The sequence below is a fragment of the Vibrio sp. 03_296 genome, from assembly GCF_002265885.1.
Window position 1 is genome coordinate 65,510 of record NZ_NPKW01000194.1, and the last position, 17,286, is coordinate 82,795.

Genomic DNA, 17,286 nt, shown 5'->3' on the forward strand with positions numbered 1-17,286 from the left:
CGTACGAGACTAATGTTGTTTCGTTTGAAGCTATGCTGGCGGAGAAATGTTGCAAAAACGTGCAAGCTAGATGGCAGAAAAATGAAGCTTTGATGAAGTGAGATCCAAAACTGACAGCAGAAAGAAACAAAAAATGAGGGAAAATATGCTTTTACATTGATAGAAAATGGCTTAACACAAGGCTAAGCCACACATCCTTTAGGCAGTTCTTCTTGATCGAGATACCGGTCGTGGATTGCAAGAAATTGTTCCAAATTATCGAGTAAGGCACTAACGCATTCAGGATCAAACAGACGACCTGTGTTGGTTTTTATGTAATCTATACCGTATCCACCGACCAGGCGGGTTTATCGGCGCGGCGACTCAGTAGTGCGTCAAATACATCGGCCAGCGTGACAATTCGCGCTTCTAGTGGAGTGGATTGTTCTACGGGTGGGCTTGTATAAAAATGCCGCTCGAGGCGACATTTTATACAGCAATAGTTGAACAGAGAGGGGTGATCAATTGACACGAAAGCGTCCGACTACATCGGTTAAAGCATGAGAGGTGTTTTGCAACTCATCGCTGATGGAGGTCGATTGCGCCGCATTTTCGTTGAGCAGGCGAACGATTTCCTGAATCGCTGCCATGTTTTTGCTCACTTCTTGTGTCACTTGTCGTTGCTCCATCGCCGATGTTGCCATCAAGGTATTGAGGTTATTGATCTCCGCAACTGAATCGGTGACCACATTCAGCGAATCCATCACATGGTTGGTTCGCTCTGCGGTCTCTTCACAACGAGTGCGAGTGGAGCCCATCTCGTGAACCACGTTTTCGGTTGTGCTTTTCAACTTCGCCAGCATTTCGTTAATTTGAGCGGTACTTTGCTGCGTTCTCGCTGCTAATGCGCGTACTTCATCCGCGACAACCGCAAAGCCTCGGCCTTGCTCACCAGCGCGAGCCGCTTCGATCGCTGCGTTGAGCGCGAGTAGGTTGGTTTGCTCGGCGATATCACCAATCACCTGAAGGACTGTGCTAATTTGCTTGGTATCATCACTCATGCGCGTAATGGTGTCTGACATTGCCACCACTTGAGTCACCAATCCGTTCACGCTCTCCACTGCACCCGTCACCGTTTGTTTTGACTCATCAGCATAACGGGTGGTGGTCTCTGTCAGGTGCGCGGCGTTGTCGGCGCTTTGCGCAATGGAATTAGCGCTCGCGCTCATCTCTTCAATCGCGGTAATGGCCTGTTCTGTCTCCTGGGTATGCTGATTAAGCGTGCGAAGGTTTGAACGCGACTGTTCACTCAAATTCACGACGGCGTGGTCGATTTCTTTAGAGGAATCGGCCACTTCAATGAACATCTGCTGTAATTTTTCAATAAACAGGTTAATTGAGTGAGAGATTTGGCCAATTTCGTCTTTGGATTCAATGGCCAAACGTTGGGTTAGGTCGCCGTTGCCTTGAGAAAGATCAGCCACCACCGAGTTGAGGCGGCTAAGCGGTTTAAAGGAAACCTGCAAAAGAATGACGCTGGAGACGATGATGACGGCGGCACACACCAAGAGCGCTAGCGTGATCATCCAGTTCAGTTGGTCAGTATTCGACTGAATATTATCCAGATCGATGTAGCCGATAAGTTCCCAGCGTTGGCCTGCAAATTCCACCGGGCGGGCGATGGGGGTTAAGTTGCTGCCTTGTTTATTGCTAAAAATAACGTTGCCATTGGCGATCAATTCAGCATAGCTGCCTTCCGCCGCATAATCGGCGATGACTTGGCTAAACTGACCCAGATTAAGAACAAAGAAATCAACCGAATCATCAATACGTTTGAGTGAAAAGGTAATGGAAGGTTCTCCACTGAGCATACTCACGGGGCTCACCATAGTGGCATCACCATGCGACTCGGCTAGGTTGATGTACTGTTGGGCATCTTCCTCGCTCATGTTTCCGGTATCGTCAAAGGCGTAGCCATTAACGATTTTAATGATCTTGTCAAAACCAGAGCTTTCCTTGGTTTCACTGATGTCCATCATGCTGAAATTGAGGCTGTTTGCCAGCGCCAATTTACCGTTCAGCTCGTTTTCCAGTTTGCGCTGAATCAGATCCACATTATGCGTAATGTTTTTACTGTCAGTGTCTTGGATGTAACGGCTAATAAAATAGTTAGCGCTAAAGTAAGAGGTGATGATGGTGAGCGAGATAATGGCAATAATCAGCGCAATTATCTTGTTTTTAAAAGAAAGCGGAGTCATAACACTTTACATCCTTAAAAGTGATTAACGAAAACGAAGCATGCCTGCGTCGTAGAGTGGCTGTTCAATTTAATAATTGGCTCAATATTAAGTGAGCGGTGCCATTGTTGCAAATAAGTTGCATTCGTTTGCAGAAATAACTTGGAGCTGTGCAGTGATTAATCTTTGCTAGACATATACTTTTACGAAGAAATACCCGGTTATAACAAAAGATGTCATCGTGACGAAACGATGAACCCATATTTTGTGGAGATTTCTTGCTACCACAGCAGAAACATATCCGCCAACTACACTACCTAACATCACAACAAAACCATTCCACCAATCAATCGAACCATTGAAGATGAAGATCACAACCGCAATCAATGAAACGCTGGTGGAAATCAACAGCTTTAAACCGTTCATGGTAATGATATCGCGGTGTCCTGAAAGTGTAAGGTAACTTAACGTGACAATGCCCAACCCTGCGTTGAAGAACCCACCATACGCGGAAACAAGAACCAAAAAGAGCGCGGGTAGCCAAAGAATGATTGGATGCTTAGGGCGCTCGGCACGATGACCGATTGCTTGGTTTATTCTGCCGCCAAACACAAACAGTAAGGTCGCAAACAGTAGTAGCCAAGGGATGGCTTTTAAGAAGTCTGACTCGCTGGTATTGAGCAGTAGAAATGCACCGAGCATGCCGCCGAGAAGGCTACAGACGATGGTTTTGAGCAGAACACTTTTTTGCGCATAAAGCTCACGACGATATCCCCATGCACCGCTAATGTAACCAGCGCAACTGGCGAAAGTATTGGTTGCATTGGCCACCACTGGGGGAATACCCACCGCCATAAGCGCTGGGAAGGTGATGAAGCTGCCACCTCCCGCGATAGAGTTGAGCATGCCACCAAAAACCCCGGCAAAGAAAAGCAAAATGATGTCCATGTGTCGTGAGCGTTCCTTCTATCCCTTTATCCCTGACGTTGCAGAGTTGTTGTCGACGTTCTGCTTTCCTCAAGTTAACAAACTGATTACATGACAGACATTAATATTATGAAAAACAGTGATCTCAACAGGCGAATTTTCCAACCTTGTCTTATTCTTTTATGGGTGAGGGTGCATATGGAAGCAATGCAATGAAAACAAAACTGTCAGTTTGTGTCATAGCGCTGTGCTTGCCTATGATGGCGCAAGCGATTGTGGCGGGTATCGATTCCAGTGAAAACTATGTGGTGAGTGTGGATGCCAGCTCGTTTGCTGAGCAATCCAGATGCGGAGGCACCATCATTAACTCGCGTTGGATCTTAACCGCGGCTCACTGCTTAATTCAGTCCAAGTCGACTCAAGAAACGTCAGACAGCAACCCCGAGTCATTTACTAATTACGAGATCGTGGCGTTAAAAGAAGTCACCGTGAGAGCAGGCATTCTCGACCTGTTTCAGTCACAAGTGGAACACATTTATGATGTCTCCCATGTGGTGATCCATCCAGATTACATGCCTTTAAGAACCACCAAGCAAACGGCTCAAGGAGAGGAGCTAGTCAGTACGGCTTATCAGAATGACCTAGCGCTTATTAGAGTGAAACGGGACTTACCAGCCACACCAGTCACCTTAATTAATACAACCAGTTATCAAGATTTTTTGACGCAAGTGGCAAGCTGGGACGATGCCATACGAAACGAAAACGCGCTGGTATTAGGATGGGGGAGTGATATTCCTAACTCGCCAAGTGTTGACACGCCACCGCCCATTCCTGAGGTGATTCCACTTAAACAGGCCGATATAGCGATGGTTCCCATTGCGGATTGCTTCGATATGTTGGAGCAAGCCAACACGTTGCCGCTCTATATTGCCTCTTCAGCCGATGTGACCAAACTGTGTACGCTGCCAAAGCAGCTAATTCATATTGGCAATGAAACCTACGGTCACGGTGCGTGCTTGGGGGATTCTGGTGGGCCACTAGTGTGGTCGGATGGTGTTGGAAATCAGTTCCAAGTGGGTATTATCAGTGCATCGCCTTTGATCAATACCGTTTGTAGCTCTGTCACTTATCCCACTTGGTATACCAATGTGGTGACCTATCTCGATTGGATAAGTGCTTACACAGATTCGGCAACACTCCCTGCTCAGCAAATCACTAAACCCACGTTTATGACAACGGCTAGCCAAGAAACGCCAGATGACAATACCACTGAGAGTGGGGGCCAAAGCAACGAGTGTTCGAGTAATACATCTGCCAGTGTTGGCGGTGCTGAGGTCGGCCTAGGCTGTGCAGGATCGGAAAGCAGCGGCAGCGTCAATTGGATTAGCCTTTTGGGTTTGTTGCTCTTTTGGCGCGCTCGTCGAAAAGCATGTGAATGAACGTCACCTTTTCTTTTGCTTTGCTTGTTGCTGAGTAAAGTCATCCTTTTCGTCGATGGCATCAAAGATGATGTCATCGAACGTTTTTGGTTATCACGTGTCTTTATCTTCTAACTCTTATCTCTGCTCTTTATTTACGCGACTCGTTTTGGGGGTATTTTTATTTAGATGAGAAAAATATGGGTTACAACCGATTTTATTAAATTTCATTTAAATAAAGCGATATGACAAATGAGTTCTATATAAATAAAAAAGGATTGTGAGGATAATCAAAAACAAAATCTGACAATAAAGTACTATTCATAAGATCTATTTTTAGTCCCTTAGTACTTTATTTTCATTTCCAGGAAGGATTTATGATGAAGGAACCTTATAAGGTATGGGTTATTTCAAATGATCCAGAATGGTCAGGCTTGGTTGTGGCGGGATTGTCCCACACCTTTACGGGTTACGAGTTTGCCATTCAAGCTTCTCTAGAGTCATTGTGGCAACTGAATGACAATGAGTTGGTGATTTATGATCGACAAACGTTAGGCAACCCCTCGCAACATTTGATTTCACCCACGACAAGAGGTGGCGCATGGATATTAGCCAATGCGACACAGCAAGATCTTGATGGCGTGAAAGGGCTCATTTCTCTTGGTTGGTTTGGTTTTCTGGAATCGGAAAAAACACTGGAAAACTTACACAAAGCCATTCGAATGGTGGCGTCGGGTCAATTGTGGTTCAGCCGAGAAGCCATGTCTTATGCGCTAAGGAATATTGTGCGATCTCAGGCAACCACAAGTTGCTCACTTGACGTGGTAGGCAGTAAATATGAACTGTCGGGAAAAGAGCAGAAAGTATTTCTGTATTTGCTTCAGGGATATTCAAATAAAGAAATATCCGATCAAATGAACGTCAGTTTAAGCACGGTGAAAAGTCATGTATCACATATTTTATGTAAAACAGGAAAACAAAGCCGATCGCAATTAGCGACATTAATGATCGAGTAGTTCTATATAGCCAAGTAACTTCAAGATGCAGGATTCAGAACGTCATATTCTGATTCAGTTCAAGAAAGAGAATGCTCTAGAATGTCGAGATCCTCCCAAGTTCTCTGCATATTATTTGTTTTAAATCAAATTTTTCCGCTAATTAGTCTTTCCTCATCCCTTTGTGTGTTTCTAACTGGTCAGATGACTGATGGTAAAAAAGTCGTATGTGCGTAAATTTAACTTGCAACGAACGAACTACACCGCAGGAACACTATGTAAAGGAGAACAATCATGAAACGTTTAGCAACTTGTATCGCGCTAACCCTTCTTTATTCCGCAGGCGCAGCCGCTAATTCTTGGGTTGTGAGTGACGAAGCACGCGCTGACTTTTTGGTGAAGTTTAGCGGTGAAGTGCCTAAGCGCTGTGAAATGAGAGCAAGTGAAGAGCTCGAAACGCTAAATTTCGATTTGACGCAAAAGTCAGATAAAAAAACCTTCGCGTTTAAAGCTTGGTGCAACTCTTACGGAACAAAAGGCACTTTGCTGGTAGACCCATATGCGTTTAAGAACAGCAACGGCGACGAAATTCCAATGGAATATTCATTCAACGACAAAGTGTCAGTGAAAGATGCAGAAACGGAAACCATGGCAGCGCGTATCGTCGACACCATTGATGTCAGCAACAGCCTTGATAAGCAAATGTCATCCAAACACAAATTGACCATCCGATCGCTTCCTCATAAAGGCGCTCGCTGGGGTAAATACGAAGGCTACATGTGGGTATCGCTTTACCATATGTAATGTCACTTTGTGGGGGACGACATGTCCCCCTTTAATTGAGGTGTCGTATGAAACGGATTTGCTTATTGACGATTTTGCTGTTTCTCTTTCATCGCCAAACGCTGGCGTTTGAGCTGTTCCCTATGGTGCAGTTTTTGGACGATGCCGGTAAAGGAACCACGGTGTTTTTCAAAATCACCAATACCTCACTTGCGCCACTGCCAGTGGAGCTCATCCCAATCAAAAGAGAAGTCTCGCTCAACAATAATGAAACCCTGTCAGAAACCGATGAGCTAATGGTGTTTCCACCACAAGTGCTGATCGAACCAGGAAAATCGCAGAGCATCAAAGTGCAATACATTGGAGAGCCGAAGCAAAGTGCGGCGTCCTATCGTTTAATCGCCAGTCAACTGCCACTAAAAAATGAAGCCAGTAGCGACAGCATTCAAATGCTGTTCCGCATTGGCGCACTGATTTTTGTCTCACCTCAGGATGCTCGCGCTGACTATTCAAGCCATTTGACCCAAGGTGAGAATGAGGCCGTGCAGTTAACCATTCGCAATGACGGCACCAGTGTGCTTGAGCTGACCAAACTGAGCCATGAGGTCAGTTGGCATAATCAGAAGAAGAGCTGGTCTTGGGTTGAGTTAGAACCGCTGTTGCCAATGCAATATTTGGTTCCCAACCAAAGCGTTGTCGTTAATGTTCAATCTTTGCTGGTCAAATAATCACGGCCTTAGGGGCCAAGTAGGTCGATCATGCAGCGATGGTGGTGTTGTGTATTCCTATTTCTCTGTTTATGCCCGGTAAGCGGATTTAGCGCGGATTATCGGCTTTCATTGCCAGTGTGGTATTCCGAGACGCAACTTGGCGAGTTGCCGATTGAAATTGAAGGCATGACGCTAAAATCCGTGTCGGCAGAGGCGTTAAACGTGCTGTTGGCCGACAGAATTTCCGATACTTGGTGGCGCGAACGGTTTGCACACCAAAGTGGTGATTTTATTCATGTCGAGAAATGGCGCGAGCTTGGCGTTAATTTTCACCTCAACTTAGAGTCACTCACCATTGACCTCACGCTACCGCAAGAGGCTTTAAGCGAACGCTCCTTGAACGCTTCGCAACAATATCCGCCTTTTCAAGCATCGGCGAGTGGCAGTGTCAGTTGGCTAAACAGCTTCAATTTTGCTTACAACCGCTATTGGCAAAATGAGAGTGAGAGCTGGTATTCGAGTATCGATTGGCTTAGCCAGATGAACTTGGGTGGCGTCTCTGGCATTAATCTTCAACTGGTCAATCATTTGCAAATGGATGAGCAGAGTCACGACTACGTTCGCGGAGAATGGCTGGCGTTTTATGACGATCCGGACCTGCCGCTTCGCGCATCGGTAGGCGATGTGTTCAGTGGTGAGTCCGGCCATCTTTATGGGTTGGCGTTGGGGGGATTTACCGTAGAAAGCCGTTATGCCGATTTACAGCCTGAACGCTCGATCAGCCCGCAAAGCAGCCAACAGTTGCTACTGCAAGAATCAGCAGAAGTTGAAGTGTATGTGAATGGGGAGCGAGTCTCCTCTGGCCGCTTAGAGGCCGGAAGGTACAACTTACAGAATTTGATTTTAGACAATGGTGCAAACGAGATCACCGTAGTGGTGAACTATCTTTCAGGTCGTCAAGAGGTATTGAGCTTTACTCAGTTCTACAATGCGCGTCTTTTGCAGCAAGGCTTGCTGGATTACGCCTTTTCGGTTGGTCGACCGATTGTTTATCAAGAGCAAGGCATTGAATACGAAGACGCATGGCTGGCAACTGGTTATCTAGAGTATGGGGTAACCGATTGGTTCACGTTGGGCGGCAATGGATTATGGGCAAAAGAGGGCGGCGTGATCGGGATGCTGGCCACCGTTAGCAGTGGTATGGGCAATCTCACCAGCCGTTTTTCGTGGAGCCACAACGAAGATCAAGGTTGGGTAGCCTCTCTGGATTATGAAAATAGCGTGATTGGTAATGGCGAGAGCCAGTCTCCCAACTTACGTTTGGCGTATGAGTATTCTGATCAATTTCAAAGTAAGCCGTGGAGAAAGGGGGAAGAGGGAAATCAGTATTCCCAGATTTTGGGTAGCTACTTTTGGCAAATCAGTGACGCTGTCGATCTCACGTTATCAGCTCGCTACACCCTTTTTGACGAAAAAGACGACGAAGTGCAGACCTCAGTTCTGCTTAACTGGCGTCATAAAGGGCTGACCGTTGGTTTAGGTACAGAGTATGAAGAGTCGGCGCGATATGTTGAGGGTGATAATCGTCTGTTATTGACGTTTGAATACAACTGGTACTCAGAGCAAGAGAACCACCGTATTGGGGCATCGTACAACAGTTTGACGGAGCGAAGCCGACTCTACTTCAACAATGAAGGGCTCAACTATGTGGATGACATAGGCGTGCGTATTGACGCTGAACAGGACCAAAGCATCAAAAGCCAAAAAGCCATGCTCAGTTATACCGCCAACCGTTTCCGAGTGGAAAGCGAGCTTGTGCGAAAGCAAAACCGCCTCGATGACCAAGCACAGTATCAAGGTTCCGTCAGGCTCGCGACCAGTCTTGGCATGGTAGACGGTGAATGGGGATGGGGCCGAGCTCTTTCTGGGCCTTTCATGGTGGCGAGCATGCATCCCACTTTAACGGAGGCGACCGCCTATTTGGATGTGGATAGCGAAGGGAGAGCCACCGCGCTAGCGACGCCAAGTATCAACGGTTTGATTCCGATTTCGCAGCCCTATGGCATCAATATCATCGAGTACAACGTGCACAACGCCCCGCTTGGTTATGACTGGGGTGCGGGAAAAATCGATGTGTCGCCAGGGGCTGCGACAGGGCATCGACTCATCATGGGCTCGGATGCCTCGTACACGGTAACGGGTTTTTTGACGACAACCGAGGGCGAAGCGATCGCCTATCGGCAAGCGAGCCTGATAGTTGACGACAAGCGAATGGCGTTTTTTACCAATCAACAAGGTCGATTCTACATTCAAGGCATCGCTCCCGGAGAGTATCGCTTAGAGCTGTCAGGTTTAAGCAGCGAAGCGCGATGGATTGTGATCCCTGAGTCAGACAACAGCTTGATCAATCTAGGTCAGATCAACGTGGTGCTGATGGACAAATCAGCACATTAAAATGGTAAGGAGGAGAAGATGAATAGCTCTCTCACTCGATGCTCCACACTGATGTGTTTTGTTTCCCTATCCTTGGCAGCGGTGGAGCCTGCAACACAAGTTTGCCAAGGTGAATTTGTCGTGCATTTGTCCAGTCACCCCGTGGACAAGGCAAGCAGTTCCGACAATGCGTTGTGGTTCCAAGGTTATGTGGAGTTGGAAGGGGCGCTGCTCGCTTGCTCTCCTCAATTGGTGATTCACGCCAAAAATGGCTGGAAGGAGCCAATTATTGGGCCTCAAGGCGCGGTGGCATCTAGCCTATTAGATGGGCAAAGAAAAAGCCTGCATCGTGATCAGCGAGGCAGTTTTATCTTGCCACTCCAAGGGCGAAAGAGAAGTGAGTTTTGGGTACATGTTCCTCAAGGAAAAGTGTTGCTGTCTGGCCAATATCAAAGCGATTTTGAGTTTAAAGTTAAGGCGGCTGGTCATGAGTTTCGTCGGGCCGTGTCTCTCAATTACCAAGTAAAACCTTTTGTTAGGGCGCGAGTGGAAAGCCGTCAGGGGGCGCATGTCTCGGTTTCTGGAACCAATGTTAGCATTGATATGGGCAACTTAACCGAGAAGAATCAACGCCAACTCGATGTGATTGTGGTGAGCAATGGCAGTGTGAAATTGGAACTGGATTCTCTCAACCAAGGTGACATGGTCAACGTTAAGAATGCACGCTACAAAATTCCGTATGCCACCTCTCTTAATGGTCAGCCGCTAAGATTAAACGCGCCATTTTACTTGCGTCCTCACCAGCAACGTGAAACACGCTTTCGCTTACAGTTCGAAAATACGCCTATGCCATCGGCTAGGGAAGGGCGCTATGAGGATGAAATGACCATCATGCTGACTGCTTTTTGAATCGTCATGTTTGAAGCCAAACGCGAAAAAACCGCCTCAATCGAGGCGGCATAACGTAGTGCAATATGGAGATGGTTTTTGTTATTTGGTTGCTTGTGAAACGTTCGACTTTGCCGTGTTGGGTTTGATTTTCTGATAGAGCGCACCTAATAGCGGGCTGCTGACCATCAAAATCGCAATCACAGTAAAGGCCAGTGTTAACGGACGTTCCCACAAGAAACTAAGTTGCCCATCCGAAATCATCAGTGCTCGGCGTAAGTTTTCTTCCATCAAACCACCCAGAATGAAGCCAAGCAGAAGTGGGGCAAGCGGGAAGTTGGCGAGACGAAGCGCAATCGCTCCCATCGCCACCAGCAGCATCACAAACACATCCATGGTGTTAAATGAAACCAAATAAACGCCAGTGATAGAGAAGAACAGAATCATCGGTAGCAGTACGGTTCTTGGCACTGCCAACAGGCGCGAGATGTACGGGATCAGTGGCAAGTTCAGAATCAGCAGCACGATGTTGCCAACGTACATGGAGATGATCACCGACCAGAACACATCCGGATGGTCAACAAACAAACGAGGACCCGGTTGAATGCCGTAGGCGATCAATGCGCCAAGCATGATGGCCGTGGTGCCAGAGCCCGGAATACCAAGTGTTAACAGTGGCACAAATGAACCGCTTGAGGCAGCGTTGTTGGCCGATTCTGGTGCCACTAAGCCACGAATGCTGCCTTTACCAAACTCTTCTTTTTTCTCTTTCGGCGCTAAATTGCGCTCCATGCCATAGCTGAGAAACGCCGCGATGGTTGCGCCTGCGCCCGGTAGAACGCCAGTAAAAAAGCCAAGAATTGAAGAACGAATGGAGACAGGAGCCGCTTCTTTGATCTCTTCACGAGTCACTTTCATCGAGCCAATGTTGCTCATGCGCTCTTGTTCTTCCGCGCTGTTGTCTTGATCAGGCTTGAGAATGCCCATTAAGGTTTCACCCAACGCGAAGGTCGCCATCGCCAAAAGCAAGAAGCTGAAACCATCCATTAAATCAGTCAGGCCGAACGTAAATCGTTCTACACCAACGCCTTTATCAATGCCGACGGTTGAGAGCATCAAGCCAAGAATGGTCATCATCCATGCTTTGATCACTTGCCCTTTACCAGCAAAAGCCGCTACCGCAGAAAGCCCAACCAACATCAGTGCGAAATAATCTGAGGATTGGAAACTGAGCGACACCGTGGCCAGGGCCGGTGCCGCCACCAACAGCATGATGGCCGATAGCGTACCGCCAGTAAACGAGGCGTAAGCGGCCAAAGCAAGCGCTTTACCCGCTTGGCCTTTTTGCGCCATTGGGTAGCCATCAAACGCGGTTACTACGGTTGAAGAACAGCCCGGTGCGTTGATCAAAATAGAAGAGGTTGAACCGCCAAAAATCGCGCCATAATAAACACCCGCCATCAAAATCATGCCTGAAGAAGGCTCTAGGCCGTAAGTGATTGGGATCATCAGCGCAATGGCCGAGATTGGGCCTAAACCCGGAAGCATGCCGATAAAGGTGCCGACAAAACAACCAATGACTACCATCATCAGGTTCATTGGCATCACTGCGGTCGATAGACCTTGTAAAATTCCGTCTAACATAAAATCAGTTCCTTATGCCAATTACCAAAGGGTAAAAATCAGGCCCGGTTCGAGGTAAACATCCAACCCCTTGGTGAGCAGTAGATAGAACGCCAATACGAATGGGAAAGACGCACCCAATAAGACGCTCTTGCGTCGCTCGCCGAGCAGGTAAAACCCCGCCAACAGGAAAAATCCCGTGGCTAAGACGAAGCCAAGATAGGTTAGGCCGAAGCCATACAGGGCCATCAGCACCAAAAAAGCGATCAACAGCTTCCAGTCAAACTTGGTTACAGCACCACTTTTGCTGTCTGGCTCGCCCGTTACTAACAGCAGCAACGAAAGCCCAATACCAATCACGGTAAGAATAAAGGGCAGGGTGCGAGCGTTGAACGGCTCGTACTCATCCCCTGGGAATAATGGGATTTGGTAGGTTTGGTAACCATAGCCCAAACAGAGTAGAAGAAAAATCAGCGCCCCGACACGGTCACGGCAGAGGAGAAACTCTGTTGAGAGTAGCTTATTGCTTTTAAACGAACTGGTTGGTAAATCCGACATATCCAACTCCAATCATTGAGGCAAAGACAAAAGAGGAAAAAGCCGTTATTGAAGCGTCAATGAAAAAGAGGCTCATCAACAAGGCGTGCTACTCGTGATAACAGGGACACAGTAGCAAGCAGGACTTTCAATAAACAAAGGAGTAGTTCTACTGCTCGTGGCAGCGCCTCAATAACGGCGAAACTGGATGGGGTTAATGCATGGAATGCGCCTGCCTAACCCCATATGAGGTGTTACGAGCTTACTTGAGGAAGCCGAGCTCACGCATCAGGTCACCCATCTGCTTCTCTTGCTCTTCTAGGAAGGCGTAGAACTCTTTGTCCGCTTTGTAGTTGTCGATCCAACCATTACGGTCACGAACCACTTTCCACTCATCGGTGTTGTACATCTTGGTCAGAGCCGCGTTCCACTCGTTGATCTTCTCTTGGCTCGCACCCGGTGCGGCAAAGAAACCACGCCAGTTAGCAAAGACGGTTGGGTTGCCGTATTCGGTTAGGGTAGGAATGTTTGGCGCCGCTTCGATGCGTTTTGGTGCGGTGATCGCGAGGATCTTCACTTGACCCGCTTTCGACATCTCAAGCACTTCACCTAGGCCAGTAGAAAGCAACTGAGTTTCGCCAGAAAGCAGTGCAGCCATCGCTTTACCGCCTGCGTCATAGGCGATGTAACGAACTTGTTTGGCATCAAAGCCTTGGCCTTTAAATGCTGCTGCGGCAACGAGGTGATCCATCGAACCACGCGCAGAGCCGCCCGCGATTTTCACTTTGAGTGGGTTCTCAGCGAAGTCTTTAGTGACCTCTTCCCATGTGTTGTATTTCGAATCTCCTGCCACCACGATGGCGCCGTAATCTGCGACCGTCGCTGCCACTGGCGTTAAATCACGGAAGGATTGAGGGAACACACCGCTCAGTGAACGCACCACGATCGGCGTTGAGTTGATCATTAGCGTGTCTTCTTGGCGTTTTGCCGTCTCGATCAGGTGCGCAATGGCTTTACCACCGCCACCACCAGACAAGTTTTGGTATGAGACATTCTCCACCAAGTTGGTTTTTTGCAGAACATCACCCGTACCACGAGCGGTCATGTCCCAGCCACCACCTGCACCCCCAGGGATGAGAAAGTGGATTTTTTCGATCTCTGCCGCGAAAGCGTTAAAAGAAAAAGAGGCGGCGATGATCGATGCGGCCAGAGTAGGTTTGAGTGCCTTAAACATGTTTCACGTTCCTTATGTCGGCGCTTCGATGATGAAGCGAACTTATTGTTATCTGTGGTTCTTGTTATCAGTGGTTCCTCACTCGCCGTGGCGGGTTAGGAATGATGAAAGGTTAAAAAGGTGTTAACGAATTGTCTCTAAAAGGCAGTTAAAAAAAATAACGGTCATAAAGTCGATTTTGTTCATAAAGTTCACGGAAACTTTGGCAAAAAGCCAATATGCACTTGTGGTTATATGAGGTCGGGTAAATACTAAAATTCAACTAAGTGCATTGGATTGCATAATTATAAATAGAACATAAACTCGCCATATTTTGCCGATGGAGGGCAGTAATAATGAAGGGTTCGTTACGTCAAGCTAGAAAATTTTCCATTCGTTTTACTGTTGGCAGCATGTTTTTGATTGCGACCATGATGACGGCACTTGTCGCCATTTCTCTGCAATATCACTTTGGTAAGGCCATGTCCCAAGAACAAGTGATGTCGAAATTGACGCTGGCATCCGGTGATGTCAGTGACTATGTCAAAGATATTGAACTGAGTGCCAGTAACAGTGCGCGAATACTTAAAAGCGTTGCGATGGCAACGGAAAGAAAATTTACCCGTCAAGAAATACAATCATTGATCACTGAAGTGCTTACAGATAACCCGATGTTTTATAGCATTTACTACGGCAAAAAGAACGAAGACTTCTTCCAAGTGATCAATCTGAACTCCTCGCCAACGATCCGCGAAAAAATGTTGGCTTCGGAACAAGAGCGTTGGGTGGTGATTGATATCCGTGGTGTCGGTGAAAAGCGTGTTCGCACCACGCGCTATTACGATAGCGAACAAAATGTGACTCGGATAACTAGAGAACCAAGCCGTTATTTTCCTACCCAGCGACCTTGGTACGGTTCTGCGTTAGAAGATCGGGTGATTAAAACAGAACCCTATTTGTTTCAACATCTTAAGATTACAGGGCAAACGTATTCTATTCGCAGCGCCCATTCTGTCATCGGTATCGATATTGTGCTTTCATCGGTTGCATCACACATGACGCCACAAGCGATGGGGCTTAGCGAGGACCAAGGAATTTCGGCGTTTTTATTCAATCGCAAAGGCGAAATCATTGCGGAAAGCCGTCAAGAGCAACTTGATGAACAACGAATGCCAGCAATATCGCCAATTGTACTGACCGCCAATCAAAAAGAGGCCATCGCCGTGGCTGGGGTGCTTAAAGTCTCGAACCAACTCAACTGGATGCCGTTTGATTTTAGCCAAGCGGGTGAGCCAAAAGGTTACGCGGTCGATCTTTTGAAAATGATTGCCACGATGACGGGGTTGCAATTTGAGTTCACTAACGGTTTCAGTTCGGCAGAGCTTAAGCAGCGTTATCACGATGGTGAGGTGGACATTTTAAACGCGGTGTTTGCGTCCGAATCGTTAAATGGCCTAACCAGCCAACCGTTGTTTTATCTTGAGCCAGCGGTAGCGACGCTTAGTCGTGAAGCCAATCAAAGCGGACATTCAATCTCGGATGCCAAGGCGCGCGTCGGCATGGTACAAGGGCAGATCTTTGCGCTGCAAAAGTCGTCAGCAGAGACTCGTATCTATGCCGATTTATCCTTGGCAATAAACGGGTTACTGAAAGGCGAGGTGGGGAGTGTGGTGAACAGCTATCACTCTTTGAAACAGCGCAAAGAAAGTAGTTTAGGGCGAACCATACAGTTAGAAAAAATTCCGATGGCAGAGAAGGTTCCGGTGTTTCTCTATCTTGACCAGACACAACCTGAACTGTTAGAGGTGATTAATAAGGCATTAAGCGAGATCAGTGAGGCGCAAAAAGAGTGGCTCACGCAGAAATGGCTCAACCATTATCGCGACTACAGCTTTGTCCCTTACAGTGAGCTACTTGAACTGGCGGCTCAGTCAGACTTACATGGCGTGATGAACGTTGTCGAAATTGGCGGTGCGTCACACTATGTCTATTTGATGCCCATCAACAGCAACCAAGAATTTCTCGCTGTTGTGGTTCCTGAGGACGTGGTGATGGGGCAAGTGACGCAGCAGTTATGGCGCTCACTGGCGATCACGATCGCTGCGATGATGATTCTATTGCCAACGTCTTGGATTTTTGGCTCGCCAATTGTTAGCCCGATTTCTGATTTGATCGCGCAAACACGCAAGATTAAACAACGACATTTTGATGAGGTAGTGCTGGTTGAAACGCGCATCAAAGAGGTCTCGCAATTATCTCAAGCGATGATGGACATGGTGGCGGAAATCAAAAAGCATCAAAAAGCGCAGGAAGAATTTGTTGAAGCTTTTATCCAACTCATCGCTGGAGCAATCGATGATAAGTCACCCTATACCGCTGGTCACTGTAACCGTGTTCCCGAGTTGGGGCTGATGTTGGCGAAAGTGGCGGAAGAGTGCCAAGAAGGTAAGTTCAAAGCGTTTAAATTCCAAAACAATGCCGAGCGTAGAGAATTTAGAATTGCGGCTTGGTTGCACGATTGCGGCAAAATAACCACCCCCGAGCATGTTGTTGACAAAGGTTCTAAGCTCGAAGCCAACTACAACCGTATTCATGAAATTCGCACTCGCTTTGAAGTGTTGTGGCGTGATGCTGAGATTGAATACCTCAAACGCCTGATCGCGAGAAACGTTTCAAAAGAGCAGGCCGACGCACAACTTGCTCAACGAAGAGAAAAGCTGCAAGAAGAGTTTGCGTTTATTGCTCGTTGTAATGTCGGTGGTGAATTCATGCAACAAGAGGCGATTGAGCGAATTGAGCAAATTGCGGCGCAAACTTGGTTGCGACATTTTGATGATCGCTTAGGTCTGTCTCCGTTGGAAGAATCTCGACTCACCACACCTGCTGCGCCACTACCGGCCGTAGAGCCATTATTGGTGGATAAGGTTGAGCACATTATCGAGCGTGACAGGCCGATGCAGTTTGATACCAAATATGGCATTAACATCGACGTGCCGGAGCATCTTTACAACTTAGGGGAGATATACAACCTTTCGATTCGCGCAGGGACATTAACACGCGAAGATCGCTTCAAAATCAATGAGCACATGATCAGTGGCATTAAGATGTTGGAATCTTTGCCATTTCCCGAGGAACTTGCGCGAGTGCCACGCTATGCCTCGACTCACCATGAAACGCTTAAAGGCACGGGTTATCCGCGCAAACTGAGCGCCGAACAGCTCTCCATTCCAGAGCGTATCCTAGTAATTGCGGATATTTTTGAGGCGCTGACGGCGGCTGATCGCCCTTATAAGAAAGCCAAACCGCTCAGTGTGGCTGTCGACATTATGTACAAAATGGCCCTTGATGAGCATTTGGACATGGATCTGTTCTTACTGTTCTTGAAGAGCGGAACCTACCTTGAATACGCACAGATGTTTTTGCCAGAGAAACAGATAGATAGCGTTGATATCAATCAATACATTAATGCCACTCTGGCGGCGTAATGGCGAATTGGAAGAAAAGACGAGCGTTTATACCTTAGTCTAAATTGTCGACAATTTA

At 47.4% G+C, this 17,286-nt stretch carries 12 protein-coding genes and 1 pseudogene; 7 read left to right on the forward strand and 6 right to left on the reverse strand.

Annotated elements, in window-relative coordinates; all coding sequences use genetic code 11:
- Window positions 1-182: 182 nt before the first annotated feature.
- The 3 genes and pseudogenes from CIK04_RS33520 to CIK04_RS23160 all read right to left on the reverse strand — a co-directional run.
- Window positions 183-421: pseudogene (locus CIK04_RS33520) on the reverse strand (HD-GYP domain-containing protein); the annotation flags it as partial.
- Between the two features lie 79 nt (window positions 422-500).
- Entirely contained in the window at window positions 501-2,237 is a 1,737-nt protein-coding gene (locus CIK04_RS23155) for a methyl-accepting chemotaxis protein (RefSeq protein ID WP_097353018.1), read from the reverse strand.
- A gap of 168 nt (window positions 2,238-2,405) precedes the next feature.
- The gene (locus tag CIK04_RS23160) at window positions 2,406-3,164 is read right to left on the reverse strand and encodes a sulfite exporter TauE/SafE family protein (protein WP_097353019.1); all 759 of its coding nucleotides are present in this window, start codon (window positions 3,162-3,164) and stop codon (window positions 2,406-2,408) included.
- A gap of 191 nt (window positions 3,165-3,355) precedes the next feature.
- On the opposite strand from CIK04_RS23160, the gene CIK04_RS23165 reads away from it, so the two are divergent.
- The 6 genes from CIK04_RS23165 to CIK04_RS23190 all read left to right on the forward strand — a co-directional run bounded on the left by CIK04_RS23165 (window position 3,356) and on the right by CIK04_RS23190 (window position 10,391).
- Window positions 3,356-4,582 carry a trypsin-like serine protease gene (locus CIK04_RS23165; protein ID WP_097353020.1) on the forward strand — a complete coding sequence of 409 codons (1,227 nt, stop codon included), beginning with the start codon at window positions 3,356-3,358 and terminating at the stop codon, window positions 4,580-4,582.
- Window positions 4,583-4,938: 356 nt separating this feature from the next.
- Window positions 4,939-5,577: a response regulator transcription factor gene (locus tag CIK04_RS23170; RefSeq protein ID WP_232708677.1), complete on the forward strand. Its 639-nt coding sequence runs from the start codon at window positions 4,939-4,941 to the stop codon at window positions 5,575-5,577.
- 273 nt (window positions 5,578-5,850) lie between these two features.
- On the forward strand, window positions 5,851-6,360 hold the full coding sequence (locus CIK04_RS23175; protein WP_017422160.1) for a hypothetical protein: 510 nt from the start codon (window positions 5,851-5,853) through the stop codon (window positions 6,358-6,360).
- Window positions 6,361-6,407: 47 nt separating this feature from the next.
- Window positions 6,408-7,067 carry a fimbria/pilus periplasmic chaperone gene (locus CIK04_RS23180; protein WP_097353021.1) on the forward strand — a complete coding sequence of 220 codons (660 nt, stop codon included), beginning with the start codon at window positions 6,408-6,410 and terminating at the stop codon, window positions 7,065-7,067.
- A 30-nt stretch (window positions 7,068-7,097) separates the two neighbouring features.
- Window positions 7,098-9,503 (forward strand): fimbria/pilus outer membrane usher protein, encoded by a 2,406-nt coding sequence (locus CIK04_RS23185; protein ID WP_097353022.1) that lies wholly within the window; start codon window positions 7,098-7,100, stop codon window positions 9,501-9,503.
- An 18-nt stretch (window positions 9,504-9,521) separates the two neighbouring features.
- The gene (locus CIK04_RS23190) at window positions 9,522-10,391 is read left to right on the forward strand and encodes a hypothetical protein (protein WP_038969550.1); all 870 of its coding nucleotides are present in this window, start codon (window positions 9,522-9,524) and stop codon (window positions 10,389-10,391) included.
- 81 nt (window positions 10,392-10,472) lie between these two features.
- Here CIK04_RS23190 and CIK04_RS23195 read toward each other — a convergent pair whose 3' ends face one another.
- The 3 genes from CIK04_RS23195 to CIK04_RS23205 all read right to left on the reverse strand — a co-directional run bounded on the left by CIK04_RS23195 (window position 10,473) and on the right by CIK04_RS23205 (window position 13,764).
- Window positions 10,473-12,014, reverse strand: coding sequence for a tripartite tricarboxylate transporter permease (locus CIK04_RS23195; protein ID WP_017790483.1), 1,542 nt, complete (start codon window positions 12,012-12,014; stop codon window positions 10,473-10,475).
- Window positions 12,015-12,035: 21 nt separating this feature from the next.
- The gene (locus CIK04_RS23200) at window positions 12,036-12,551 is read right to left on the reverse strand and encodes a tripartite tricarboxylate transporter TctB family protein (RefSeq protein ID WP_039540399.1); all 516 of its coding nucleotides are present in this window, start codon (window positions 12,549-12,551) and stop codon (window positions 12,036-12,038) included.
- Between the two features lie 241 nt (window positions 12,552-12,792).
- Window positions 12,793-13,764: a tripartite tricarboxylate transporter substrate binding protein gene (locus tag CIK04_RS23205; protein WP_039448382.1), complete on the reverse strand. Its 972-nt coding sequence runs from the start codon at window positions 13,762-13,764 to the stop codon at window positions 12,793-12,795.
- A 335-nt stretch (window positions 13,765-14,099) separates the two neighbouring features.
- On the opposite strand from CIK04_RS23205, the gene CIK04_RS23210 reads away from it, so the two are divergent.
- Window positions 14,100-17,228 (forward strand): HD domain-containing phosphohydrolase, encoded by a 3,129-nt coding sequence (locus tag CIK04_RS23210; RefSeq protein WP_097353023.1) that lies wholly within the window; start codon window positions 14,100-14,102, stop codon window positions 17,226-17,228.
- The last annotated feature ends 58 nt before the right edge of the window (window positions 17,229-17,286 follow it).